General features: G+C 61.9%; 21 protein-coding genes. 6 read left to right on the top strand and 15 right to left on the bottom strand.

What is annotated here, in order from left to right; genetic code table 11:
* Positions 1-38: 38 nt before the first annotated feature.
* The 5 genes from RA20_RS04500 to RA20_RS04480 form a co-directional block, all read right to left on the bottom strand.
* Complete coding sequence (locus tag RA20_RS04500; protein WP_082017910.1) at positions 39-1,490, bottom strand: amidase; 1,452 nt, start codon at positions 1,488-1,490, stop codon at positions 39-41.
* Complete coding sequence (locus RA20_RS04495) at positions 1,477-3,189, bottom strand: dipeptide ABC transporter ATP-binding protein (RefSeq protein ID WP_039125074.1); 1,713 nt, start codon at positions 3,187-3,189, stop codon at positions 1,477-1,479. The genes RA20_RS04500 and RA20_RS04495 overlap by 14 nt, the downstream gene beginning before the upstream one ends.
* 3 nt (positions 3,190-3,192) lie before the next feature.
* Complete coding sequence (locus tag RA20_RS04490) at positions 3,193-4,068, bottom strand: ABC transporter permease (protein WP_052248823.1); 876 nt, start codon at positions 4,066-4,068, stop codon at positions 3,193-3,195.
* Positions 4,065-5,012 (bottom strand): ABC transporter permease, encoded by a 948-nt coding sequence (locus tag RA20_RS04485; RefSeq protein WP_039125073.1) that lies wholly within the window; start codon positions 5,010-5,012, stop codon positions 4,065-4,067. The genes RA20_RS04490 and RA20_RS04485 overlap by 4 nt, the downstream gene beginning before the upstream one ends.
* A gap of 64 nt (positions 5,013-5,076) precedes the next feature.
* The gene (locus tag RA20_RS04480) at positions 5,077-6,612 is read right to left on the bottom strand and encodes an ABC transporter substrate-binding protein (RefSeq protein WP_052248822.1); all 1,536 of its coding nucleotides are present in this window, start codon (positions 6,610-6,612) and stop codon (positions 5,077-5,079) included.
* A gap of 124 nt (positions 6,613-6,736) precedes the next feature.
* On the opposite strand from RA20_RS04480, the gene RA20_RS04475 reads away from it, so the two are divergent.
* Entirely contained in the window at positions 6,737-7,555 is an 819-nt protein-coding gene (locus RA20_RS04475; protein ID WP_039125071.1) for a helix-turn-helix domain-containing protein, read from the top strand.
* A 273-nt stretch (positions 7,556-7,828) separates the two neighbouring features.
* Here RA20_RS04475 and RA20_RS04470 read toward each other — a convergent pair whose 3' ends face one another.
* The 6 genes from RA20_RS04470 to RA20_RS04445 form a co-directional block, all read right to left on the bottom strand.
* Positions 7,829-8,314: an acyl-CoA thioesterase gene (locus RA20_RS04470; protein WP_052248821.1), complete on the bottom strand. Its 486-nt coding sequence runs from the start codon at positions 8,312-8,314 to the stop codon at positions 7,829-7,831.
* Between the two features lie 345 nt (positions 8,315-8,659).
* Positions 8,660-9,754: an ABC transporter ATP-binding protein gene (locus tag RA20_RS04465; RefSeq protein WP_039125070.1), complete on the bottom strand. Its 1,095-nt coding sequence runs from the start codon at positions 9,752-9,754 to the stop codon at positions 8,660-8,662.
* A 16-nt stretch (positions 9,755-9,770) separates the two neighbouring features.
* A complete protein-coding gene (locus RA20_RS04460) occupies positions 9,771-10,571 on the bottom strand; it encodes an ABC transporter permease (protein WP_039125068.1) in 801 nt (266 codons plus the stop codon).
* Positions 10,568-11,413 carry an ABC transporter permease gene (locus RA20_RS04455; protein ID WP_039125066.1) on the bottom strand — a complete coding sequence of 282 codons (846 nt, stop codon included), beginning with the start codon at positions 11,411-11,413 and terminating at the stop codon, positions 10,568-10,570. Before RA20_RS04455 ends, RA20_RS04460 begins: the two co-directional genes overlap by 4 nt.
* Before the next feature lie 83 nt (positions 11,414-11,496).
* The gene (locus RA20_RS04450) at positions 11,497-12,615 is read right to left on the bottom strand and encodes a polyamine ABC transporter substrate-binding protein (RefSeq protein ID WP_039125064.1); all 1,119 of its coding nucleotides are present in this window, start codon (positions 12,613-12,615) and stop codon (positions 11,497-11,499) included.
* A gap of 19 nt (positions 12,616-12,634) precedes the next feature.
* Positions 12,635-13,450: a creatininase gene (locus RA20_RS04445; RefSeq protein ID WP_039125062.1), complete on the bottom strand. Its 816-nt coding sequence runs from the start codon at positions 13,448-13,450 to the stop codon at positions 12,635-12,637.
* Between the two features lie 99 nt (positions 13,451-13,549).
* Here RA20_RS04445 and RA20_RS04440 point away from each other — a divergent pair, with 99 nt between their 5' ends.
* From RA20_RS04440 to RA20_RS04425, 5 genes are all read left to right on the top strand, one after another.
* The gene (locus RA20_RS04440; protein ID WP_039125060.1) at positions 13,550-14,446 is read left to right on the top strand and encodes a LysR substrate-binding domain-containing protein; all 897 of its coding nucleotides are present in this window, start codon (positions 13,550-13,552) and stop codon (positions 14,444-14,446) included.
* Between the two features lie 99 nt (positions 14,447-14,545).
* Complete coding sequence (locus tag RA20_RS04435) at positions 14,546-15,766, top strand: M24 family metallopeptidase (RefSeq protein WP_039125058.1); 1,221 nt, start codon at positions 14,546-14,548, stop codon at positions 15,764-15,766.
* Position 15,767: 1 nt separating this feature from the next.
* Positions 15,768-15,926, top strand: coding sequence for a hypothetical protein (locus tag RA20_RS25670; RefSeq protein ID WP_193748767.1), 159 nt, complete (start codon positions 15,768-15,770; stop codon positions 15,924-15,926).
* A 95-nt stretch (positions 15,927-16,021) separates the two neighbouring features.
* On the top strand, positions 16,022-17,044 hold the full coding sequence (locus RA20_RS04430) for a GlxA family transcriptional regulator (RefSeq protein ID WP_039125056.1): 1,023 nt from the start codon (positions 16,022-16,024) through the stop codon (positions 17,042-17,044).
* Between the two features lie 156 nt (positions 17,045-17,200).
* A complete protein-coding gene (locus tag RA20_RS04425; RefSeq protein ID WP_052248820.1) occupies positions 17,201-18,772 on the top strand; it encodes a BCCT family transporter in 1,572 nt (523 codons plus the stop codon).
* A gap of 319 nt (positions 18,773-19,091) precedes the next feature.
* Here the strand turns inward: RA20_RS04425 and RA20_RS04420 are convergent, their stop codons facing one another.
* The 4 genes from RA20_RS04420 to RA20_RS04405 all read right to left on the bottom strand — a co-directional run bounded on the left by RA20_RS04420 (position 19,092) and on the right by RA20_RS04405 (position 24,829).
* Positions 19,092-20,345 carry an aminotransferase class V-fold PLP-dependent enzyme gene (locus RA20_RS04420; RefSeq protein WP_039125054.1) on the bottom strand — a complete coding sequence of 418 codons (1,254 nt, stop codon included), beginning with the start codon at positions 20,343-20,345 and terminating at the stop codon, positions 19,092-19,094.
* A 253-nt stretch (positions 20,346-20,598) separates the two neighbouring features.
* Positions 20,599-21,327, bottom strand: coding sequence for an aspartate/glutamate racemase family protein (locus RA20_RS04415; protein WP_039125052.1), 729 nt, complete (start codon positions 21,325-21,327; stop codon positions 20,599-20,601).
* Positions 21,324-22,607, bottom strand: coding sequence for an NAD(P)/FAD-dependent oxidoreductase (locus RA20_RS04410; protein WP_039125050.1), 1,284 nt, complete (start codon positions 22,605-22,607; stop codon positions 21,324-21,326). Before RA20_RS04410 ends, RA20_RS04415 begins: the two co-directional genes overlap by 4 nt.
* The gene (locus tag RA20_RS04405; protein ID WP_039125048.1) at positions 22,604-24,829 is read right to left on the bottom strand and encodes a TRAP transporter permease; all 2,226 of its coding nucleotides are present in this window, start codon (positions 24,827-24,829) and stop codon (positions 22,604-22,606) included. Before RA20_RS04405 ends, RA20_RS04410 begins: the two co-directional genes overlap by 4 nt.
* Positions 24,830-24,983: the final 154 nt, after the last annotated feature.

Here is a 24,983-nt window from a genome sequence, read left to right as displayed (position 1 = left end):
TTCGGCAGCACCTCTTTCTTCACTGACTGGTTGGATTGTCACAAGTTCGGGCGCCGCGACGCCTGATCCAGCCAGGGCATTCTCTGCTGCAGCACCGAGGCCACGTGGAAGGCCCGCGGGTCGTCAAAGGCGCGGGCCACGATCTGCACGCCGACCGGCCGCCCGTTGGCGCCGATTCCGGCCGGAACCGCCAAGGTCGGCAGGCGCGACAGCATGTTGAAGACGGCCAGTGTATTGAGGTCGTACTCGCTGTCGAAATCCCGGTCTCCGATGGTGATGCGGTCCCAGGGTTTTTGCTCGGCAAGCATCTCGTAGCTGGCGAAGGCCGGGCAGACGAAGGCGTAATAGCTGTTCTCCATCATCGGTCCGAACCGGCTGTAGATGTCCGCCGCTGTGTCAAAGGCTGCCAAGAAATCCTCCGCCGTGGTCTTGGCGGCGCATTCGGCAAAGTATTTGGTGTAGTCGCAGACCTGATCCGGGTGCGCCTCGACTTCACGCGCCAGTGCAGCCCCCATCAGGTGGTTGAGGTAATTCTTGCACCCCTCCCGCACCTCATGGCCCCAGCCGAGCTTCACCTCCTCCACAATGGCGCCGGCATCCGACAGCGCGTCCAGCACCTTGAAAGTCTGATCGGCAACGTCCTTCGTCACCACTTCATTGCTGATATCCAGGCTGTAGCCAATGCGCTTGCCCTGCAGACTGCCGTATTCCATTGGGATGGTCATTTTCTGCCGGACCGTGGCGATGTCCTGCGGGTGGTGGCCGGAAATCACGTTCTGCATCAGCGCGCAGTCGGCAACCGTCCGGGCCATGGCGCCGACGTGGCAGTATGGATCCAAGTTGAAGGGCGCCGCATCCGGAACCCTCCCGTAAGGCGGTTTGAAACCAACCACTCCGCACATCGCCGCCGGGCCGCGGATCGAGCCGCCGATGTCCGAGCCGGTGGCCAAGGTAGTGGTGCCCGCCGCCAATGCGGCCCCCGCCCCGCCGGAGGAGCCCGAGGGGGTGTAGTCCGGGTTCCAGGGATTACGGGTCACCCCGTGCAGACGGGTTTCGGTTGTCCAGGCGCTGCAGAATTCAGGCGTGGCCGAGCGTGCATGGAAAATCGCGCCTGCATCGCGCAGCCGCTGTGCCACCGGGTGGGTTTCGTCAGCGACATAGTCCTTGTAGATCAGCGAGCCTTGGGTATTGCGCTGCCCTTCCACGGACATCTCATCCTTGATCGCAACCGTGATCCCTTCCAGCGGCCGGGCATCGCCGGGACGGTTCACATAGACTTCCTCCGCAGCGCGGGCAGCATCCATGGCTTGCTCGTAGAAGGTCTCAGTAAAGGCGTTGATCACCGGCTCGACAGCCTCAGCGCGGGCAAATTGCGCTTTTACCACATCCACTGGCGACAGCTCGCCGGACTTGAACAGGGCGATCTGCTCGGTTGCGGGCAGGTAGCACAGGTCGAGACCGGACATGGCAAGGGTTTCATTCAACGGCATGGAGTTTTCTCTCTTGGTTAGGTGTCTGTTGTTGATCAGGAAGGGCGTGATACGACGCCGCAATCAGGCTTCGGGTGTAGCCGTGGCCCGCTCCGGCAAAGAGCCGGGCGGTAGGGCCGGTCTCCACCAGCTCGCCCTTCAGCATGACGATCATGCGGTCGGCGGCGTGGCGGACGACGCTCATGTTGTGGGTGATCAGCAGGATCGACAGGCCCATCTGCTCCTGCAGTGCGTTCAGCAGGTTCACCACCTCGCCCTGGACCGAAACGTCCAGCCCGGCGGTGGGCTCATCCGCGACCACCAGCGAAGGTGAGAGCGCCAGCGCCCGGGCCACGCCCGCGCGGCGTGCCTGCCCGCCGGACAGCTCATGCGGAAAGCGGTCTGCATAGGCTTCGCCAAGCCCGGCCTGGGTCAGCAGCTCAATCGCGCGGGCTCGGGTTGCCTCGCCGCGGCGGCCATGCACGATCAGCGGCTCAACCACCTGTTCAGCGATAGTTGCCCGGGGCGACAGCGATCCGGCCGGATCCTGAAACATCATCGCAACCTGCTCGCGCGCGCGGCTCCAGCCTGCGGCATCCGCTCCAGTCAGTTCGCTGCCATTCAAGTTGATCCTGCCGCTGTCAGGGCGCACCAGCCCCATGATGGAGCGCGCCACCGTGGTCTTGCCCGAACCGCTCTCGCCGATCAGCGCCAGCGTTTCGCCGCTGCGGATGTCAAAACTCACGTTGCGGACCGCCGGGATCTCCTCGCGCCAGCCGCCCAAGACCGGCGGCAGCAGGCCCGAGCGGGTGAAAGTGACGGACAGATCCTCGACTCGCAGAACCGGCGCGTCCTCCGGCCCGATCCGTTCCAATGGGCCCTGAACGATTTGCACAGGACGCTCCAGCGCCTCGCTCATCGTGGGCAACCGCCGGGTCGGGGTTTCGATCTGTGCCGGGTCGCAGCGCAGCAGGGCCTTGGTGTAATCGTCCTGCGGCTCGGTGAAGACGTTCTGCACCGGTCCCGCCTCGCGTATCTCGCCGGACTTCATCACCAGCACTTCGTCGCAGAGCGAGGCAACTACCCCCAGATGGTGGGTCACAAAGATGATAGCGCAGCCGGTTTCCCGCTGCAGGCGCTGCAGCAGCTCCAGGATTTCCACTTCCAGTGTCGGGTCCAGCGCCGTGGTGGGCTCATCCGCCAGCACCAGATCCGGCCCCAGCATCAGCGCCATGGCGATGGACACCCGCTGGCGCTGGCCGCCGGACAGCTCATGCGGATACATGTTCATCCGCGCCGCCGGGTCCGGCAGGCTGACCCAGTCCAAAGCATCAATGGCACGCTGCCATTTCTCTCGCTTGGACCAGGGCTCGCGGTACAGAAGATCGGTCATCTGCCGGCCGATGGTCAGCCCCGGCGCCAAGGAGGTCATCGGGTCCTGCGAGACATAAGAGATCCGGGTGCCGCGCAGCGCCCGCATCCGGGCGGGCTGCAAGCGCAGCAGATCCTCGCCGTCAAACCAGACTTCGCCTGAATTCAGCGTGGCCGCATCCGGCAGCAGCCGGGTCAGCGCCCACAAAAGGGTGGATTTGCCCGAGCCGCTCTCGCCGACAATGCCCAGGGTCTGGCCGCTCTGCAGCGAGAACGAGGCCCATTTCACCGCCTGAACGGGGCCAAAGCGCACCGCAAGCTCGCAAACTTCCAGAAGTGTCTCTGCCATCGGTCAGCCCTTTCCGCCGAGTTTCGGGTCAAAGGCATCGCGCAGCGCTTCGCCCAGGAAGGTGAAGCCAAGCGTCGCCAGCACCAGCGGAATGCCCCCCGCCACCACCAGCCACGGGGTGTGGCCGACGAAGTCGAAGCCGTCCTGCAGCATCAGGCCCCAGCTGGAGGCAGGCGGCTTGACCCCCACGCCCAGGAAGCTGAGGCCGGCCTCTGCGGCAATGAAGGTTGGAATGTCCATCGAAGCGACGATCAGCACCGGGCCGATCACATTGGGCAGGATGTGGCGCGCCACGATGCGCACGCGGCCGGCGCCCATTGCCCGCAGCGCCTCGACGTATTCGGCATTGGCCTGCGCCATCACCGAGGCGCGCATGATCCGCCCGTAGTAGGGCACCGAGGTTGCCACCAGCAGGCCGACCAGAACCACCATGCCGCCGCCGAAGATCGGGCCGATGGCCAGCGCCAGAATGATCACCGGATAGGCGCGCACGGTGTCAAACCCTAGCGTCAGCACATAATCCAGCCAGCGCGGGCCCATGGCCGCCGCCATGCCCAGGATGCAGCCCAGGATCACCGACAGCGCGGTCGAGACCAGCGCCACGGTCAGTGCAATCCGCCCGCCGTAAAGCGCGCGCGACAGCACATCGCGGCCCAGCTGATCGGTGCCCAGCCAATGGGCCGCACTTGGCCCCTGCAGCTTTGACGGAATGTCCATGGCGTTTGGCCCATAAGGCGCGATCCAGGGGGCCAGCACCGCCGAAAGGATCAGCAGCACCGCCAGGACCAGCCCGAACATGCCCATCGGATCCTGCATCAGCCGGACAAAACCGCTGGAGCGCACCGGCTTGCTGACGGGTTGGATTTCAACAGCGGTCATTGCTCCTGGCCTTCCTTGAAACGGGGATCGATGATGGCGTTAAGGATATCGGCGGCGGTGGTCGCCGCGATCAGCAGCGCGCTGGAGGCCAGCACCGCGCCCAGTGTCACCGGGTAGTTGCGCAGGATCACCGCGTCATACATCAGCTTGCCGATGCCGGGCCGGGCAAAGACGATCTCGGCAAAGACCGCGCTGCCCAGCATATAGCCGACGCCCACGCCCAGAACGGTGATGGTCGGCGCCACAGCCACCCGCAGCGCATAAGTCCGGATGATGCGCGGCTCGGTCAGCCCGAAAGAGCGGGCATTGCGGATATAGTTCGCCGACAGCACCTCGATCATCGAGGCGCGCACTAGCCGGGCCAGATAGCCGACCCAGCCGATGCCGACTGCCACCGCGGGCATGATCAGATGGTGCAGTGCCGACCAGACGCCGCCCTCGCCGGCGCCGATTGCAGGCAGCCAGCCCAAGCGCGCCGAGAAAAGCAGCATGCCGTAAATCGCGATGATCACCGAGGGCACCGCAATGACGCTGACCGACAGCACACCGATCAGCCGGTCGAACACCCCGTTGCGCTTCACCGCCGCCAGGCAGCCCAGCGGGATGCCAAGCCCCGCCGCCAGCAGCATCGCCGCTGCCACCAGCTGCACCGTATGCGGCAGATGCGCCAGCAGAACTTCCCTGACCGGCAGGCGGCTGCGCAGGTCGGTGCCCAGATCGCCATGCGCAACCGCGCCCAGGTATTTCACGATCTGCACCGGCATCGGCCGGTCCAGCCCCAGCCGCTCGGCAAACTCTGCCTTGATCGCCGGAGTGGCCCGCGGCCCCAGCATGGCGCTGGCCGGATCACCCGGAGCCAGCTGCACCAGCACATAAAGCGACGAGACCGCCAGGATCAGCACAGCCACCCCAAGACAGGTGCGGCGGAAGATATAGCCAAGCATGTTGGAATTTCCTCGGAAGAAAGATCCGGGCGTGGCACGGGGCCGCCGCCCGGCAGGAGGGAGATCAGTCCGCGGCCTTCTTGAAGCCGGCAAAGACCGGGCGGCCGTCGGGGAGCACTGCCGGAACCACCTTGTCGTTCCACAGAATGGTCAGCGGCTCATTGGTCAGGAACAGGAAGTTGCCGGACTCCACCATCAGATCCTGCATCCTGGCGTAGAGCCGGCCGCGCTCTTGCTCATCGGTGCTGCGGCGCGCTTTCTCGACCAGGGCGTCATACTCCGGGCTGCTGAGGCCTTCCCAGTTCCAGACACCAACCTGGTTAGAGGTGAAATACTGCATGGTGTAGATGCCGTCGGGATTGCCGGTCCAGGACTTCACATGCAGCTGCAGATCCGCCGCGCGGGCTTCGTCAACGCTCCAGAAGGTGCCCTCATCCTGACCGTTCAGCTCCACGATCAGCCCGATCTCGGCCAGATTGGCCTGAATGATCTGGGCAATGGTGGCACGGTTGGCGGTGTTGACGAAATCCAGCCGCAGCACGGTTCCTTCGGCCCCCGCCTCGGCAATCAGCGCGCGGGCGGCGTCGACATCCCGCGGCGCCGGAGCGGCGTCGCGGTAGCCCAGCAGCCCCGGCGCCACGATACCGGTGGCGTGATCCGCCCGCCCGTTCGAGATGGCTGCCAGAATTGTGGGCACATCCACGGCCTTCTGGATGGCCTGGCGCACGCGGATATCCGACAACCCCTCGTAGGTCTCCGAAATGCCCATCCACAGCGGATCAAGCGAAGACCGCAGTTCGGTGTTGCCGGAACTCTTGGACCAATTGTCATACTCCAGCGCCGAGGCGGCATAGGTGTAGTCTATCTCGCCCGCGTCAAAGGCTACCCGGGCAGCGTTGTCGTCGGCAATGGCGATGATGGCCACTTCCTCGAACTCTGCCGCCGCGCCGCTCCAGTCCGGGTCTTTCTCCAGCATGAAGGGCTGGCCCGGCTCATGCGACTTGAACCTGTAAGGGCCCGCAGTTGCGACCGGGGTGGCCTCGAAATATCCCTCCGAAGCCTCGGCTGCCGCCTTGGAGATGATCGCACCCGAAGTGTAGGACAGCGTCGCGCTCCAGAACGCAGGCGACGGTGCGCTCAGATGGATGATACCGGTGTATTTCCCAGTAACCTCAACATCTTCCAGCAGGGAAAACTCCGCAGAAACGCCCGATTCCAGATCCGGATCCAGATGGCGTTCAAAGGAGTATTCCACGTCTTCTGCGGTCAGCTCGCCAAAGCCGCCGGACCACATGATGCCGGGCTTCAGTTCAAACGCGATATGCTGCGGGTCCGAAAGATCAACCGACTTGGCCGCATCCAGTTCGGCCTGCCAGCTGTTGCCCGCCGCATATTTGGCCAGCCGCGGATAGAGGTTGTCGATCAGCAGCTGCTCTGAACTGGACCCCCAATAGGCCGGGTCCAGGTACCCTGGATCTGCAGCCACCGCAATGCGGAGGGTTTCGGCCTGGGCGGCCCCCGCTGCAGCAGCCCAGAATGCGGCGGCTGTGCTGGCACATGCGGATGCGCGCTTTGCCCGGTCTTTGGCAGTTTGGGTCATTTTCCTCTCCGTCTGTTGGCATCTTTTCCATCAGTCTAGAGGGCAGCCGCGCCGCAAATCACGCACTGTCAGACCCCAGAAATTAAGCTGGACGAAGCTAAAGAGCATAAATTAGCATAAAGATATGTCTGAAACCCGTCTCTCCGCTAACCTCCGGCTGCTGTGCAGCTATGGCCGTTCAGTTTCGGATGTGTGCCGTCGAATCGGCATCAACCGGCAGCAATTCAACAAATACCTCACCGGCCAGACCGCTCCTTCGCTGGCGACGCTGCGCCGGATCTGCGACTTTTTCGGCGTGGATGAGGCCGAGATCCTGCAGGACCATGCAGCCTTTGCCAAACTGGTGCGGCTGCGCCCGCCGGTTCTGAACCGGGCAGAGGATCCGCTGGCCACGCATATGGAGAAGGTCATCCGCCGCGACCGCCGTGATACCGGCCTGCTGGAACGCCACGCCGGCTACTACCACATCTACATGAGTCCGGACCCCGCCAAGAATTACTTGCTCAAGAGTATCGGGCACATTTTTGGCAGCGGGCAGGACTGGTTTTCAAAAGAAGTGGAGCGCTATGAGGACGATGAATTCGCTGTGCCCTCGACGCTGAAGCACTCAGGCCTCGTGTTCGAGGCGCACAAGCGGATTTTCATCACAAGCCGCGAACAGGGGCAAGGCAACGGCATGTGGACCACGGCGCTTATCGCGTCGGACTATGATGAGCCATCGTTTCTTCCCGGGCTGCTCCAGGGGATCGAACCTGAAGGCGGGCATATGCTGTACGGCACCCGTGTGGTGTGGGAGTTTCTGGGAAAATCACCGGACCTGCGGGAGACTCTGCAGCGTTGCGGCGCCTACAAGAGCGGACACCCCGAAGTGCCCGAGTTTGTTCGCAATTCCATTTTCCTAGCGGACGGCACGCAAACGGCTACCTTAACAGCCAGCTTCTAAACGCCGCGACCGTGCCATGGGCATGCAGCCATTCGAGGCTTGCGTGATCACAATGCCCACGTCCGAACCAGCTTGAACGGCTGTTTCTCGGTAGGCCTTGAGCCGCAGTACTGAAAGTACTGAGTTTACGGCAAGCGGCGAAGCCGCCGCCGAGTATGAACTGGTGATCATCCACGACTCTCAGCCCGAACCGCGTTACCATTTTCGTTTTTTGACGCAAGCGGCCAGAGTGGCTTCGTTCCAAACATGGTATAGGTCCGGCCTTGGGCTAGGTCAGCCGCAATGTTCCGCATAAGCGGACAATGCTTCCCTGATATCCTCGGGAATACCGATCGCACGGTGTTCGTTCAGGCATGTTGCAACAGTGGTAAAACTTCCGCGCAGGGCTTCGCGGCCGTCTTTCATCGCGTGCAGCTGCAATTGATAGGACTTGCCGCCGATCGCCGTGACAGAGACGAAGATTTCGATTTCATCTCCCATCATGCAGGGGGTGAAAAAGGTGGCTCCCGCATTCGCATAGCCAAGGCCTGTGCGGCGCGGGCCGATGATGTCGTAGTAGTCGATATTCAGGCACTCGCAGAACCAGGCTTCGATCACCTGATTGAAGACGTCAAAGAACTTTGGAGTATAGACGATGCCAGCCGGATCGCATTGGCCGTGCCGGAACACATGGGGCTGGGACCAAAGGCCTTCCGGCAGGTCGCTTGCGTTAAGCGGAAGAGGGCGTGCCTGCCGGATGTTCTGTTCTTCTGTTGCCATGCTTAGGACTCGATTGTTTGTACTGTCCAGGTTGCCGCAGGAGGCGTCATTGACTGCCGAGGTAGGCCGCCGCGCCTGACCGGCTGCGCCTTCCCTCGCGGCGAATGTTCTTCTTGCGGACACGAGCTTATCAAGTTCTGACAAGCTGCGGGCATGAGTATCAGAAAATCTTTTGATGTTGCGGTGAAAACAGAGGTGTCTGCCGCAAGGTCAAAGTCTGCCTGCAAAGCCGCAGAAGCCGGACCGGGGGCCAAAATCAGCTTCTGGCCGCGGGCGAAGCCGGTTTCTCTCCTATTCTGGCATTTTCAGATGGCTGAAAGCGAGGAGCCAGCCACTGCAGAAACGCTACTCCCCCGGCAGAACGTGGCAATGCTCCGGCAGCCAGTGCACCAGGAGTTTCTGCCCAGCCCTGATGTCCACGGACTTTAGCTCGTCATGCCCTTTTTGCACTTTCAGCTCTTGGCCCTGGTCTGTTTCAAGAAAGACAGTGGCAGAGGCGCCGGCAAATTCTCCGCCGACGACCACGGCTTCAACACAGTTTCCGGTACAGGACGCTCCGGCAGGGGCCAATGACATGTTCTCGGAGCTTACGGCAAAGGCAACATTGGCGCCTGGTGCCCTTTGCAGCTCTGCCGGGGCTTTCACCGTGAAGGCGGCGTGTTCGGCCTTAACGGTCCAAACGCTGCTGCCGTCGGACGCGAGGCGGCCGGAAAACACATTTGAGGACCCCAGGAAGTCCGCAACAAAGCGGTTGTGGGGCTCGCGGTAGATTTCCTCGGGTGTGCCGATCTGTTCAATCTTGCCGCGGCTCATGATGACCACCCGGTCGGCCATGGAAAATGCCTCGGACATCGAGTGGGTCACATAGACAAAGGTGATGCCCAGATCTTTTTGCAGGCTGGACAGCACTGACTGCATGCGTACTTTCAGATGGGCATCAAGTGCGGAAAGCGGTTCGTCCAGCAGCAGGATCTTGGGCTCGGTCACCAAGGAACGGGCCAGGGCCACCCGCTGGCGCTGGCCGCCGGACAGCTGCGAGATGTTGCGGTCGGCAAACTCCAGAATATCCAGCCGGTCCAGCCATTTGCGGGCACGCTCTCGCCGCTCGGCTTTGGGCACCTTGCGCATTTTCAGGCTGAATTCGACGTTTTCCTGCACTGTGAGGAAAGGGAACAGCGCCAGGCTCTGCCAGACCATCGGCGTGTCCCGCTCCCAGGTCGGCTTGCCGTTGATCTGCTCGCCATCGAGCAGAATACTGCCTTCGGTCGGATCCTCCAGCCCGGCCAGCATCCTTAAGGTGGTGGTCTTGCCGCATCCCGAAGAGCCCATGATCGCCAGGAACTCGCCGCGGGCGATCTGGAAGTCGGCCTTTTCAACAGCGGTGAAGCTGCCGAACCTTTTCACAACATTGTCGAAATGCACGATTGGGGTGTCCAGCATGGCTCTGTCCTGTCTGTTAAGGGGTCTTGGTGTCCGGATTGCGCATCAGGAGCTGGGCAATCACGATGAAGGAGATCGAACTGACAAAGGCGAGCGAGCCGATGGCATTGATCCGCGGGCTGACCTGGCCCTGGAGGAAGCCCAGCACCTTGACCGGCAGCGTTTCGTTCAGGCCGGAAACAAACCAGGCCACTGCAAACTCGTCGAAAGAGACCGCCATGGTGATGAACAGCGCGGCATAGATCGCGGGCTTGGTGAAGGGGATGATCACATGGCGCATCGTCACCCATTCATTGCCGCCCAGGTTCCAGGCTGCCGCTTCCAGATCGGGATCCATCTGCGACAGCCGCAGGCGGATAATGGCCATGGCAAAGGGGCTGCACATCACGCCGTGGGCGATGATCACCGAGACCACATTGCCCGACAGGCTGACGCGGGAGAGGAAGGCAAGCATCGCCAGCCCCATGATCACCACCGGGATGGTCGGCGGCAGCAGGGCCAGGGCCAGATAGGCAGTCTTGCCAAAGAACTTGTAGCGGAAGTCGGTATAGGCGCCGCCAAATCCCAGCAGTGTGGCGATTGCTGCAACACAGGCGCCGACCAGCAGGGTGTTGAAGAAACCGGCCCAGACCAGCGGGTCCTCCCAAATCAGCCGGTACCATTCGGTTGAGAAGGAGCCCAGCGGCAGCGAGGGGAAGCGGTCGGAGTTCAGTGAGAACACGAAGCTGCCTGCAATGGGGGCGAAGATGAAGATGAGGCACAGCGCGATATGCAGTTTGAGCAGGCCGTCGATGAGGGGATTGCGGTTGCCGGTCATTTTCCTGCCTCCCTGTAAGCAAATTTGATGGCGGCGAAGGCAACGGTCAGCAAAGTGGCGATCATTGTCAGTGCCACCACTGCCGCACGCGGCCATTGCTGTCCGGATTTGGTGATATCTGTGATCATGATTGACAGGGTCGGCGGGTTGCCTCCGCCCAGATAGAGCGGGCTGACGAAGTCGCCAAAGCTGAGGATGAAGGCAAAGAGCGCGGCAATCACCAGCCCTGCCTTGGCCGAGGGGATAATGACTTCCAGAACTGTCTGCAGCCGTCCGCAGCGCATGTTATGGGCAGCCTCGACCAGGTCACGGTTCACGAAGTTGAGGCTGAACACCTGCAGCAGGATCACCAGCGGCAGGCACAATGTGGCATAGCCCGCAAGCGTGCCGAATGTGTTGTTGAGCATCGGGTAGGGGCCAAGGCCCAGATAGCCCAGGAAAGCATTCAGAATGCCAGCATCGGACAGGAAGACCTGCAGCGAATAGACCCGGACCAGGTAACTGGTGAAGAAAGGGATGATCAGGATGAAGATCATCCAGCGTTTGACACTGTCCCGCAGCTTGAACGAGATCGCATAAGAGGCCGGAAACGCCAACAGGCTGATCAGCACCGCACTGGCCGAGGCCATCAGCAGGGTCCGGAAATAGGCATCCCAGAAAACACCGCGGGAATAGATCTTGATCCAGTTCACGGTGTCGAAGTCCGGCTGCATCTGAAAGTTCCGCACCGTCCAGAAGCTGAGCGCCACGAGAAAGGCCAGCGGGAACAAAAAGAAGGCCAGCTGCCAGATCAGAAGCGGCAGTGAAAAGGTCAGAGAAAACAGAGATGGCCGTGTATTCATCGGTTTTCCAGCGCCGGGCGGCAGCTGGCCTTCAGTAAGGCGCCGGAAGCCGGGGAAGAGAGGCTTCCGGAGCGGGGGAGAGATTAGGCGCCCTTGTAGTCGGACCAGAAGTCGTTCCAATCCTCCAGGCTCTGCTGTCCGGGCAGCTGGCGGTACTTGATGCGGCCGTCGCGGATCAGGTCGATGGCGTTATTCTGGCCCAGCACCATGTTCTGCCGCTTGGCTTCGCCCGGGTTGGCTTCATTCAGCGCCACCCAGCCCTTCTTGTTGGGGATCATTGCCGGGTAGGCCGCCATATCCGCTGATTTCGCCTGCCCTTCAGGCGAGGTGATGTACTGGATCCACTTGCGCGCCATCTCCTGGTTGCGCGAGCCCTTGCCGATCGAGAAGCTCTCGGTCCATTGCAGACCGCCTTCCTCAGGAATAGCGGTGCGCACATTTGCGCCGTTCTTCTCCAGCACGCCGGTGATCCAGTCGCCGATGCCGGCAAAGGCCGTCATCTGGCCGTTCTTCAAGGAAGAGAAAGTGCCGCCATAGTCAAAGAACCCGCCCACCTGGCCGCGCAGCGCCATGGTGCTGTCCTGCACCTGCTGCCAGGCGGCATCGCTCAGATTGAAGGGATCTGCGTTGCCGTTCAGCAGGCTCACCTGGCCAAGGTTCGGCAAGTGCCAGTCGAAATGCCCCAGCTTGCCGGTCAGGCGGCTGTCGCTGAAGATATTGTAGCTGGCGGCATCCGCCTCGCTCAGCACGCCGGCATTGTAGGAAATGCCAAGGAAACCGAACCGGGTGATCACCGAGAAAAGCTTGCCGTCCTGCCAGTGGCCCGGGAACTGCTGGAATTCCGGGAAGAAATCGTCAAACGCATAGTCGTTCGGGTCCAGTTCCTCGATGTAGCCTGCGGCATTCAGCTGCTGCACATACTCAGCGTCGGAGAGGATCACGTCATAGGTGCCCGGCGGCGACTGGGCGATCAGCCCCAGCATATTGTCGCCCCCGGTGTAGTACTTGGGGGTGAACTTCACATTGTGCAGTTCTTCAAACTCTCCGACCACATCCGGTTCGGCGTGGCCGTACCAGGCCAGCATCGACAGGTTCACGGTTTGCGCCGCGGCCCGGATCGACAGGAACGGGGTGGCCAGGGCGGCGCCTGCCGACATTTTTAGCAGCGCGCGCCGGCTGGGGTGGGTGGATTTCCTAAGCATGTCAGTCTCCTTGCTGGTTCTATTGCGCAGCTGTTGCCGCCGCGCTTACTGCAGAGCGGTCTGCGAATTCCTTCTTGAGCGCCGTGACGATCCTCTTGGTGCAGACACTCAGCAGCAGTTCGCCCTTTTCGGCCGTGGCCTCTACCGGCGACGACAGCGTGCCGGTGGCCGGGGTCCAGTCCTGGTGCGGCGGGTAGACGTCATAGGGCGGAAAGGCGGGCGGCGCGTGATCGATTGCATCCTCCAGCTTCACCAGTTCCGGGTGCAGCTTGAGCATCAGCGAGGTTTCCATCACCCCCGCGTGCTCCATTTCCCAACCCGGGAAACCATTTGGGTAGAGAGCGGCGAGCGTGTCTTCGTCAACGAAATCCCAGTACGACAGGACAACCGCTTTCACACCGGTGATGCCGTCCCACTTCAGCTCTCTGAGGGCCAGATCAATGCCTTCGGAAATGAACCAGGAATTCTCAAAGTGGCCGTTCACCAGGCAGAAGTTGCGGTTGCCGTGGCGCACGAACTCCTTGATCAGGTCTTTCAAGGCGCTGACCAGAGTGCCGCCGTCCAGGCTGGTGGTGCCGGAAAAGAAATTGCCGCCGCCGGACTTCTGATGCGACTTGTAGCCGTACATAAAAGGCGGCGCGACAAGACCGCCGATCTGCTCCGCGATCCGGCGGGCAAACTCGTTAGGCAGCAGCACATCGACATTCATCGCCATGTGATGCCCGTGCTGCTCCATGGAGCCGACGGGGATCAGAATGGGGGTTTGACCGTCTTCAACAAGCGACTTGTACTGCGGCCAGGTCCGCTCAACGGCAAATACAGAGTTGTTCTTCATGGGAAAGCTCAATCCGGGAAAGTTAAGGCTTGCTTTACTTTGACTCCGGATCTTCCATGTGAGAAATTGATAGTAACAATGCAAGAATAAGAATTGTAAATGTCTAGAAAGTTCACCAACCTGCAGACCGACCTGCTGCGCACCTTTGTGACAGCGGTTGACCTTGGCAATTATACCGAGACCGGACAGGCGCTTGGCCGGACGCAGCCCGCGATTTCCCTGCAGATCCGCCGCTTGGAAGAACTCAGCGGCTGCAAGCTGATTGTGCATCAGGGCAAGGAGCTGACGCTGACCGAGGATGGCCACGCGCTGATCGGATACGCGCGCGAGATCCTGCGGCTGAACGACAGCGCGGTTGCGCGCCTGTCGCGCTCCAGTATTCAGGGCGTGCTGCGGGTCGGCCTGCCAATCGACTATGCCACCGAGTTCTTCCAGACCATCATCTCGGACTTTGTCAAAGCCAACCCGGCAGTCACACTGGACATCCGGTGCCACTGGAGCCGGGATCTGCTCAGCAGGCTGCATGCTGATGAGCTGGACATGACCATCGCCATCACCGATTCAATGCCCGCGCCATATGTCTCGCACTATTGGTCTGAGCGCCCCAAATGGGTCTGTGCCAAAGACTTCCATTTCAATCCGGATGAGCCGCTGCCGCTGGTGCTGCACCCGGAGGGCTGCGTCTACCGCGACCGGGTGATCGAGTCACTGAACGGTGAGGGGCGCAAATGGCGGATTGCTTTTGAAAGCCCGGGCATCTCAGCGCTGCAGAACGCGGTAGCCAGCGGCTGGGGCATTTCAGCCCTGACAACCAAGACCTTGCTGCCGGGCATGCGCATCCTGACACCGGATATCGGTTTCCCTGAGCTGGCGCGGATACACGTCGGGCTGTTCTACAAGCATGTGCGCCAGGGCGACGCAGCGCTGAAACTAATCGAGCAGATTGCCGAAGGCGTGGGCGGTTTCCGCAAGACGATTAAACCCGCGTCCGGGTAGGGGTATTTCCAATCCTTATGGATGGATCATATCTATTAATTTTTTGACATCCTTCTCCGGTGCTACCGACAAAGGCAGGCCCCGAAGAAAGGATCAAACATGTCTGAAGATATGCTCCACGTCATGGAATGGCACAACGGCGACAAGGATTATTCGCCGTTCTCCGACCAGGAAATGAAGCGCCGCCAGGATGAGCTGCGCGCCTGGATGGCGAAGCAGAACGTCGATGCGGCGCTGTTCACCTCCTATCACTGCATCAACTACTACTCCGGCTGGCTGTACTGCTATTTCGGCCGCAAATACGGCATGGTCATCGATCAGAAGAACGCCACCACGATTTCGGCGGGCATTGACGGCGGCCAGCCTTGGCGCCGCAGCTTTGGCAATAACATCACCTATACCGACTGGCGCCGGGACAACTTCTACCGCGCTGTGCAGGACCTGACAAAGGGCGCCAAGCGGGTCGGGATTGAGTTCGACCATGTGTCGCTGGACTACCGCCAGGCGCTGCAGGATGCCCTGCCCGGTGTCGAGTTAGTTGATGTCTCGGGTCCGTCGATGTGGATGCGCACCATCAAATCAACCGAGGAGCTGAAACTGATCCGCGAAGGCGCGCGCATCTGCGACGTTGGCGGCGCTGCCGTTGCGGGTGCAGTGCAGGCAGGGGTGGCCGAGCATGAGGTGGCCATTGCCGGCACCAATGCAATGATCCGCGAAATCGCTGCCTCATTCCCCTTTGTCGAGCTGATGGACACCTGGACCTGGTTCCAGTCCGGCATCAACACCGACGGCGCGCACAACCCGGTCACTAACCGCATCGTTCAATCCGGCGATATCCTCAGCCTGAACACCTTCCCGATGATCTTCGGCTACTACACTGCGCTGGAGCGGACGCTGTTCTGCGATCACGTGGACGACGCCAGCCTCGACATCTGGCAAAAGAACGTTGCCGTGCATGAACGCGGGCTGGAGCTGATCAAGCCCGGAGCGAAATGCAAGGACATCGCATTGGAGCTCAATGAGATGTACCGCGAGTGGGACCTGCTGAAGTACCGCTCCTTCGGCTACGGCCACAGCTTTGGCGTCCTGAGCCACTACTACGGTCGCGAGGCCGGGGTCGAGCTGCGCGAGGATATCGATACCGAGCTGAAGCCCGGAATGGTGGTGTCGATGGAGCCGATGGTGATGCTGCCCGAAGGCACGCCCGGCGCGGGCGGCTACCGCGAGCATGACATTCTGATCGTTGGTGAAGACGGCGCCGAAAATATCACCGGCTTCCCCTATGGCCCCGAGCACAACATCGTCGGGGCCAAGGCGTAAGATGGCGGGGAAGGCCGGCATACTGCTGCAGGGGCTGGCCTGTCTGGCCGTCCTGGCCGGGTCCATCTGCCTGCTGGCGCTGGCGCCTGACCCGCAGCGCACCAGTTCCGAAGGGGCTCAGTGGGTCTACCTGCGCCTGGCCTTTCCCGTTCCGCAATAACATCTTGCTGCGCCCTTCGGGGCGCAGCGCCAGGACCTGCTAGAACAGCAATAACCCCGGAGCGCTGCCCGCCAGCAGCCGTTCAGGAGAAGACCATGCAAGACTCCCGCTTCCTCCCCAAAGGCGCTGCCACGGTGCGCTTTGACAGCGATGCACCGCCGAAGACGTTCCATTTTCTGCTGCTGCCGAAAACCACTATGCTAGCCTTCAGCGCCGCAATCGAGCCGTTGCGGATCGCCAATCAGCTGACCCAGAAGCCGCTGTTCGAATGGTATGCGCACAGCCCCGACGGGTTGCCGGTCAGCTGCTCTAACGGCATTCCGATACATGTGGATGCCGGCCTGTGCGATCTGGACCGCAATGCTTCGCTGTTTGTCTGCGCAGGAACAGAGCCCGCGCAATCCTACGATAGCCGCGCCGTCAGCTGGATCAGCCGGCAAAAGGCGCACGGCGTCAGCCTTGGCAGCATCTGCACCGGCGCTTTCGCCTTGGCGGCGGCAGGCGCTTTGGCCGGGCGGCGTTTCACCCTGCATTGGGAAAACGCCCCGGGGTTTGCCGAATTGTTTCCGCACCTCACCCCGACCGGCAATTTCTACGAGGCTGACCGCGGCCTTTACACCTGCGGTGGCGGGCACGCGGCCACTGATATGATGCTGGACATCATCGAGGCGCACTGCGGCACCCATCTGGCCTCCTGCGTGGCGGACATGTGCCTGCACAAGCGCCCGGGCGCGGGCATGTCGCAGCAGATTTCACCGGTCTCCCCGATGCTCGGCAGCCGCAATCCCAGCCTGGTCCGCGCTGTGCGGCTGATGCAGGCCAACCTCGAAGAACCGCTGGACATGGACGGGATCGCCGAAGAACTGTCTGTCTCCCGCCGTCAGCTGGAGCGGCTGTTTCAAAAATATGTCGGGCAGTCGCCCTGGCAGTTCTATTTCGGCCTGCGGCTGGATCGGGCGTTCTCCCTGCTCAACGAAACCGACCTGAGCGTGCACGAGATTGCCATGGCTTCCGGTTTTGAAAACACCTCGTATTTCTCGCGGCAGTTCAAGCGCAAGTTCGACCGTTCGCCGCATAGCTTCCGCAAATCCTGGTCGCTTTGCAGCAGCCCGCCATAAGCATCGTAAATCCAAGCATTTGCAGTTCTCATTCTCCGCTTATCCAATGCTCCGCTAAGGTCCCAGGCTGAACACACAGTGCCTGTTGGCGGCAGGGGAGGCGGGGCCATGGCCGTCCCTCCGGGCCCGGCCGAAACACAAAAACAGGGAGAAACAATGTCACTCGAACAGGGCTTTGACGGCCGCTACCCTTACAACGCCGTCGCCAGTACCGGCCTGCTGAAAGGCGTCCATGCACGGATGAGCATCGCCTCGAAGCTCATGGTGATCGCCTTTGTTGTGTTCACCGTCGCCAATGTCGAATTTGCTTCGGGCGTGTTCGACGGGGTCAAGTCGTGGATCACCAGCACGCTCAGCTGGTACTACATCCTGATGATCAGCATCTTTCTGCTGTTCAGCATCTGGCTGGCCTTCAGCCGCTATGGCCATATCCGGCTGGGCAAGGACAGCGACCGGCCGGAGTTCGGCAACTTCTCGTGGTTTGCCATGCTGTTCAGCGCCGGCATGGGCAATGGCGTGCTGTTCTGGAGCATCGCCGAGCCGATGTACCACCTGCAGGGCAACCCGTTTATCGAGATGGCCGGAACCGAGGCGAACTCAGCCCTGGCTGCCAGCACCGCCATGCTGATCACCGCCTTCCACTGGGGGGTGCACGGCTGGGCGGTCTATGTGATCGTGGCTTTGTCGCTGGCCTATTTCGCTTACCGTAAAGGTCTGCCGCTTTCGATGCGCTCCACTCTGTACCCGCTGATCGGAGACCGCATCTACGGCTTCTGGGGCCATGCAGCCGACCTCTTGGCGATCTTTGGCACCATCTTCGGCGTTGCCACCACCCTGGGGCTGGGCGTCCAGCAGATGAACACCGGCCTGAGCCTGCTGACCGGCATTGCCAATTCGACAACCAACCAGATCATCCTGATCGCCATCGTAACTGGTATTGCCACCCTGTCCGCGGTCTCGGGCGTGTCGAAGGGCATCCGCATCATCAGCGAGCTGAACATGTGGCTGACCTTTGCCATTCTGGCCTTCTTTTTGTTTGCCGGCCCGACCGTCTACCTGCTGGGTCAATTCGTCAATCTGGTCGGCAACTACGTGCAGAACTTCGTGCCTATGGGCCTGTGGGTCGATGAAGAGCAGGGCCGGCAGTGGCAGGGCTGGTGGACCGTCTTTTACTGGGGCTGGTGGATCGCCTGGTCGCCTTTTGTGGGGCTGTTCATCGCCCGCGTCTCCAAGGGCCGAACTCTGCGCGAGTTTGTAGTGGCGCTGCTGATCGTGCCGCCGCTGGTCACCATGTTCCTGCTGGCAATGTTCGGCGGCAATGCCGTCAGCATCGAACTGCAGGGCGCGGGCGGCATCATCGAAGCGGTCAACGAAAGCCCGACCCTGGCGCTTTATGCGACGCTTGAGGGCATGGATGTGGGCCTTTGGGGCACCGCCTTTGCCGCCATCGTCACCTTTCTGATTGCCTCCTACTTCATCACCTCATCGGACTCCGGCACCCTGGTGATCTGCACCATGCTGGCCATGGGCAGCCAGCATCCGCCACGGCTGGTGCGGATCTTCTGGGGCGTCACCGAAGGCGTTGTCGCCAGCGTGCTGCTGGTCGCCGGGGGATTGGTTGCGTTGCAGACTGCATCGATCGCTGCCGCTTTGCCGTTCTCAATCGTCATTCTTCTGATGATGATCAGCCTGTACAAGGCCTTGAAAGAGGAACTGCCAGCCAAGTAGAGCAGACAGCTTAACCCCGCCCGCCGCATTCCAAAACAGAAAGTGCGGCGGGCAGCTTCGATTTCATGCGGCTGGCTGGGAAGAAATGATTGCCTCTGGTTCATTGACGTCGCCAGGCCCTGCCCAGATGCGGTCAAATTCGCTGAAGACCTGACACAGATGGCTCTACCGGACCGGTTGTGGTTCACACAGGGCTTGAAACCAGTGGCGATTTCAAGCGCCTGCGCCTCTTTGCAAGCTTCCAAGGCACAGGCAGCGCTCAGCGCTCATTGGCTTGGGCACAGCTCTCAGCAGAGTGCGGCGGCCAAGACGAGGGGTGTCAGCCGGTGATCTCTTTCATCACGCCGAGGAACTTCGCCACTTCGCCTATGCTGTTGTAATGGCACATGGAGACCCGCACGCAGCTGTCCATGTCCAGAGGCGTCAGAATGTTGCCTGAGTAATGATCTGCCTTGCGCAGATGCGTGCGGATGCCCTGTTCGTTCAGCCGCTTCACCACATCCACCGACGGCACGCCCTCAACAGTCAGGGACACCAGCCCCTCGCGCGCGGGGTTGTCTGCACCGCCCAGGATGGTGACGCCTTCCATCTCAGCCAGCCCGGGCAGGTTGCCGGTGCCATGGATCATCGCGTCGGTTAGGGCCTTCTCATGCGCGTGGATTGCCTCGCCCGCGGCCACGAATTTCGCGCGCCGGCCGGTGGCATCGCTGACTTCGCCGCCGAGCCACTCCAGGTATTCGGCCACATCCGAAAGCGTGGCATAGCTTCCGGTGTCGCGGGTGCCCATTTCCCAGTTGTCCTCCGGCCCGTCGATCAGCGCGTTATGCGGCACATGGGTCATCCGGTCAGAGATCCAGGCCAAGCCATAGCCGTGGCGCGAGAACATCTTGTAGGGCGAGATCACATAGCCGTCGACGTCATAGGCCTCCAGGTCAATGCGCCCGTGGGCGGCGTGCTGGATGCCGTCGACGATAATCAGGCAGTCCGGCGCCACCTCGCGGATGGCGGCAGCGCAAGCCGCCAGGTCGACACCCATGCCGGTCACAGGCGAGGTATGGACGATGGTCGCCACCACGGTGTCCGGCGTGACCGCCTTGGCATAGGCATCGGCGGTGAGGGTGCCGCTGGCGTTGTCATGCTCGATCAGAACATGTTTTTGCCGCGCTACCCCGGCCCAGCGGGCGCAGGCCGAACGGGTGGCCGGATGCTCCAGCGTCGAGCCCAGCACGGTGCCGCCTTCGCCCCTGCCGAGGCAAGCGTTCATGATCAGGCGGAACAACAGCTCGGTGCCGCTTTCGCCGGCAAAGAACTGGCCGCCCGGCGCATTCATGAACACGCGCATGTCGTCCTTGGCCTTGTTGATCACCCGCACCAGTTCGTGGCTGCCCGGGTTGTCGCGGCCCTGGTTGTCGGCGATGGCAGCGTATTGCGCTGAAGTCTCAACCACCGATTTCAGCGTCAGCGCGCCGCCGGCGTTTTCAAAGAAGATGCGGCTGCCCTGCTGCGGGCAGCTGTCAACCTGGGCAAAGCGGCCGCGGATTTGCTCGAGGAGGGTGTCGGTGATCTGGCTCATGATGGTCCTATCAGGCGGAATGTGCGTTTCCGCGCCAGATTAAGGGCCAGGGCTTCGCTCCACATGCAAAAGATTTGGGGGCTGAGAGCCGGAAATCTCTGTGGGAGAAGGGTCGGTTAAAGCCAGTTTCCCCTGTGGAGCAGGGTAGCTTTTCACGGTGAGCGTACCCCTGGGCGGGAGCGGAACGCGCCCGCCGTGGGGCGGGCGGACGCATGCCTGCCGCTAGCGCGACGGGCAGGGAGCTTGCCCGATCTCAGGTAATGAAACCTGAGAAGGGAGTGCGCAATGCAGCCCGATGCACCATCTCAGTCAAAGTGATGATATCAAACACCGGCCGGTTCAGCTCCGCCTGCAGCGCATGCGCATAGGGCGGCAGGTCGGTGCATTCCAGCACAATCGGGCCGATCTCCGGGTTGCGGGCGATCATGCCTTTGGCGGCGGCCAGCAGTTCGGCCTCGACCTTGGCCAAATCCATCGCGGTGCGCTCATTGCGCAGGATCACGGTGGAAAACTCCTCGGCATCATCCAGCCCCTGCACCGCAATCGGCGTGTGCTCGGCGCCGACGCCCTTCAGATGCGCCTCGGTCAGACTGCCGGAGGACGCGGTGATCACCCCCACGGTGCGCCCGGTCATCTGATGCGCCAGCGGCACCTGGATCAGCGAGGAGACAAACACCGGCACATTCACCGCCGCCGCGATTTCCTTCTGGAAGATCGCCAGGAACCCGCAGGAGCCGGTGATCGCCCGCACGCCCTTGGCCTCCAGCCGCTTGGCGGCATCGATCAGCCGATCCTTCATTTCACCGGTCGGGTTGGCCAGCAGTTTTGGCACCGTGATCCCGTCCAGCATCTCATAAAGCGTGGTGAACCCCAGGCTGGAGGGGTTCTTGATATGGCCGGGCGGTTTGGGGAAATAGCTTTCCAACGCAAGGACGCCGATAGAGACGCCGCAGATGTTCTGCCCGCCGGGGTGGATGGTCATGTCTTGATCCTTTCATACCGCCGCGCGCGGAACGGCGCGAGGTCTTCGTTCATCGGGGTCTGGCTGACGATATCCGCCACCAGCCGCCCGGTTTTCGGCGCCATCATCAGCCCGTAATGGCTGTGGCCGAAAGCGGCGATCAGGTCCGGGAAGCCCTCGACCTCGCCAATGCAGGGCAGGCTGTCGGGCAGGCTGGGGCGCTGGCCGGACCAGGTGTCCATGTCGTCAGCCTGCAGGCCGGGCAACAACGCCTTGGCCAGCTCCACCAGGCCATCAAGCCGTTTTTGATTGAGCGGCTGATCAAGCCCCGCAAACTCGGCAGTACCAGCGACCCGCAGCCCTTCCTCCATCGAGGAGGCCACGAATTTCATGTCCATATCCATGATCGAGTTGTTCAGCGCGACACCGGGGTTGCGGAACGACACATGGTAGCCGCGCTCAGATTCCATCGGGATCCTGATGCCAAGCGGTTTCAGCAGCTCTCCGGACCAGACACCCATGGCCAGGACCAGCTTCGGCGTCCACTCCTGGCCTTCGGCGGTGGTATAGGTCCAGCCGCCGCGCTCGGCAGGCAGGATGGCCCGCACGGTCTGGGCCAGGATCTCGCCGCCCATGGAAAGGAACTTCTCCGACAGGACTGTGCAGATGCGGCCTGGAGATAATGCCCGCGCCTGGCCCTTGATCAGGATTGCGGCCTGAAACTCCGGTGTCAGCGCCGGTTCCAATTCGCGCAGTTCAGTGGCTCCGATCCGCTCCAGATCCGCACCGCGCTCCCGGCGCATCCGGTAATCCGTTGAATTCAGATCCGCAGCCGCTGCATTGCGAAAGGCATGGACGTAATAGCTGTCCCGGACCAGATCCTCGTGGCCAGTGCCTGCCAGATGCAGACGGTACAGCTCCACGCAGTTGCGGTTGAGCGTATCCATTGCGTCGGAGATTTGCTGGATCCGCCCCGCGCGCCCCTCGGACAGGAACCGCAGCCCCCAGGGCGCAACCTTGGGCAGATAGCCGGGCTTCACGGTCACCGGACCAAGCGGATCCAGCAGCCAGCCCGGCACTTTCTTCCACAGGCCCGGCATCGATTGCGGCACCACCGACCACGGCGAGATGATGCCGGCATTGCCGTAAGAGGTCGCCTGTCCCGGCGCGTCCCGGTCAATGAGCCGGACTTTCAGCCCCCGCTCGGCCAAAGACAAGGCCGAGCAGATGCCGACAATCCCGGCGCCCAGAACCGTCACATCCGGGGTGGTGTGCAGACCGGGGGAGGCTGGGCCGCTCATTGAGCGGCCTCAGCCTGCAGTTTGCGCTGCCGGCCCAGCTGCTGGACCAGGGCCGGCGCCATGATCACCAGAGCGGCGAGGTCCGAGCCGCCGGACGGTGCCACCAGCAGCAGCCCGCCAATGGCCATCAGCAGCCGCCAGATCCCGCTGAGCGGCGCCAGGAAGTAGGCCGACACAGCGGTGGCGATGGCAAACACACCCAGTGCGCAGGTCCCGGTCACCTGGATGAAACCGACCCAGGTGAAATACTCCGGCAGCACGATCAGCATCACCGGCGCATAGACAAACACCATCGGCACCATCAGCTTGCCCAGACCAAGGGTGAAGGCATTGAGCCCGGTGCGGAACGGGTTGGAGCCCGCAATCCCCGCCGCCGCATAAGCCGATGCGCAAACCGGCGGGGTGATTTCGGAAATCACACCGTAGTAGAGCACGAACATATGGGTAGCGAGCGGCGGCACGCCCAGCTGGCTCAGCGCCGGCGTCGCAACCGCGACCAGCATGATGTAAAGCGCCGTGGTTGGCAGGCCGGCGCCCATCAGGATGCAGGCCATGGCAATCAGCACCAGCGACAGGAACTGCTGGATTGACGGCTGGCTGAAGGCCTCGATGGTGGTCCAGTCCAAGAGCGGTGCCAGGGCAGCTGCCATATCCGCCGCGCCGCCGGTGACCATGAAGCCCAGGCGGAAGCCGACGCCGGTGGTGTTGATCACACCCACCACGATACCCACCGCAGCCGAGGCGGCACCCACAGCCAGCGCATACTGCACGCCGACGTGGAAGCTGTCGAACAGATCCCGGAAGTTCTGCCGTTCGTTGCGGTGCAGGCAGCCGATCAGGGTGAGTGCGGCCAGCATGCCTGCCATCACCGGTGTATACCCCTCACCGGAATAGGGTGAGGCCTTCCAGAAGATAAAGCCGAGCAAGGCCAGCGGGATCAGCATGGTTGCCGGCTTGTTGAAGGCGCAGAAGCCGACGACAATACAAAGGCTCAGGCCGATAAAGGCCGCCATGTTCGGCGAGTAGCCCGAGAACAAGACCAGCAGCAGCGCAATCAGCGGAATGATCGTATACCAGCCGTCTTTCCAGACCTGCAGGAACTTGGGAAGCTGATCCTTGGGATAAGCGGTCAGCCCCAGCTTTTTGGCGGTGAAATGCACAATCGAGATCACCCCGATGTAATGCATCATCGCCGGCACAATCGCCGCAATCACGATGGTGGTGTAGGGCACCTCCAGATACTCGGCCATCAGGAAGGACGCAGCCCCCATGATCGGTGGTGTGATCTGTCCGCCAGCCGACGCCGCAGCCTCAACCCCGCCCGCGAAATGGCCGGGATACCCGAGTTTCTTCATGTTGGGGATGGTCAGCGAGCCGGTGGAGACCGTGTTGGCAATCGAAGAGCCGGAAATGGTGCCGAAGAAGGCTGAGGACACAACCGACACCTTTGCCGGGCCGCCAGTATAGCGGCCGGCCAGCAGCATGGCGTTGTCGACAAAGAACTGCCCCAGCCCCATCCGCTGCGCCACCACGCCGAACAGCACAAAGTGGAACACCACGGTGGAGACCACCCACAGCGTCACGCCGAAAATGCCTTCGGACGGGAAATACATGTTGTTGACGAACTGCTGCCAGTTGACGCCTGGATGCTTCAGGATCTGCGCGGGCATGTAGGGGCCAAACAGCGCATAGATCATGAACACCAGGATGATCAGCGGCAGCACAAAGCCGATGGTGCGGCGGGCGATCTCCAGCACTGTCAGGATCAGCACCGAGCCGAAGAACACGTCGAGGCCTGAAGGATTGCCCTGCCGCAGCGCCTGCTCGGCAATGTCAAAGCCGAACATGTCAAAGCCGCGCCAGCTGACCCAGAGGAACAGCGCCGCCGCCATGCTGAGGCCTGTGAGCGCCCAGTCATAAAGGGGCACATTGCCGGGGCGCAGCGGGTTCGGCCCGCGCCATTCCAGGCTGCGCGCCGATTTGATCAGCGGGAAGCCCACAAAGATGAACAGGAACAGCCCTGCCAGGTGAATGCCCATATGCACATGGTCCACCGGCGTGCCGAAGCCGGCCGTCCACAGGTGGTAAAGGGCAAAAGCGATGGAGGCCCAATAGATGACGCCGGTCAGCTTGGGTCCGTTGTCGCGCGTGTTCAGAGCGGAGTCGTACTGTTTCTCCAGCTCCTCAAGCGCTTTGTTGTCGAGATGGGTGTCCAAGGACATCGGGGTCTCCAATTCGGGGGCCGTAAGAGGCGGCGCCGAGGAAAGCAAAACGGCTGCAAGGTTCGGCCCGCAGTGGCAGCTTATGCCATCCGTCAGTAGTTTGAAGCAGGGGCCAGGTACATTTGTGGCACTGAGGGCCGCGCCCGACCCTGGG

Origin of the sequence: Leisingera sp. ANG-Vp (assembly GCF_000813725.1) — a bacterium.
GTDB lineage: Bacteria > Pseudomonadota > Alphaproteobacteria > Rhodobacterales > Rhodobacteraceae > Leisingera.
This window is presented reverse-complemented; position numbering and strand designations above follow the sequence as displayed.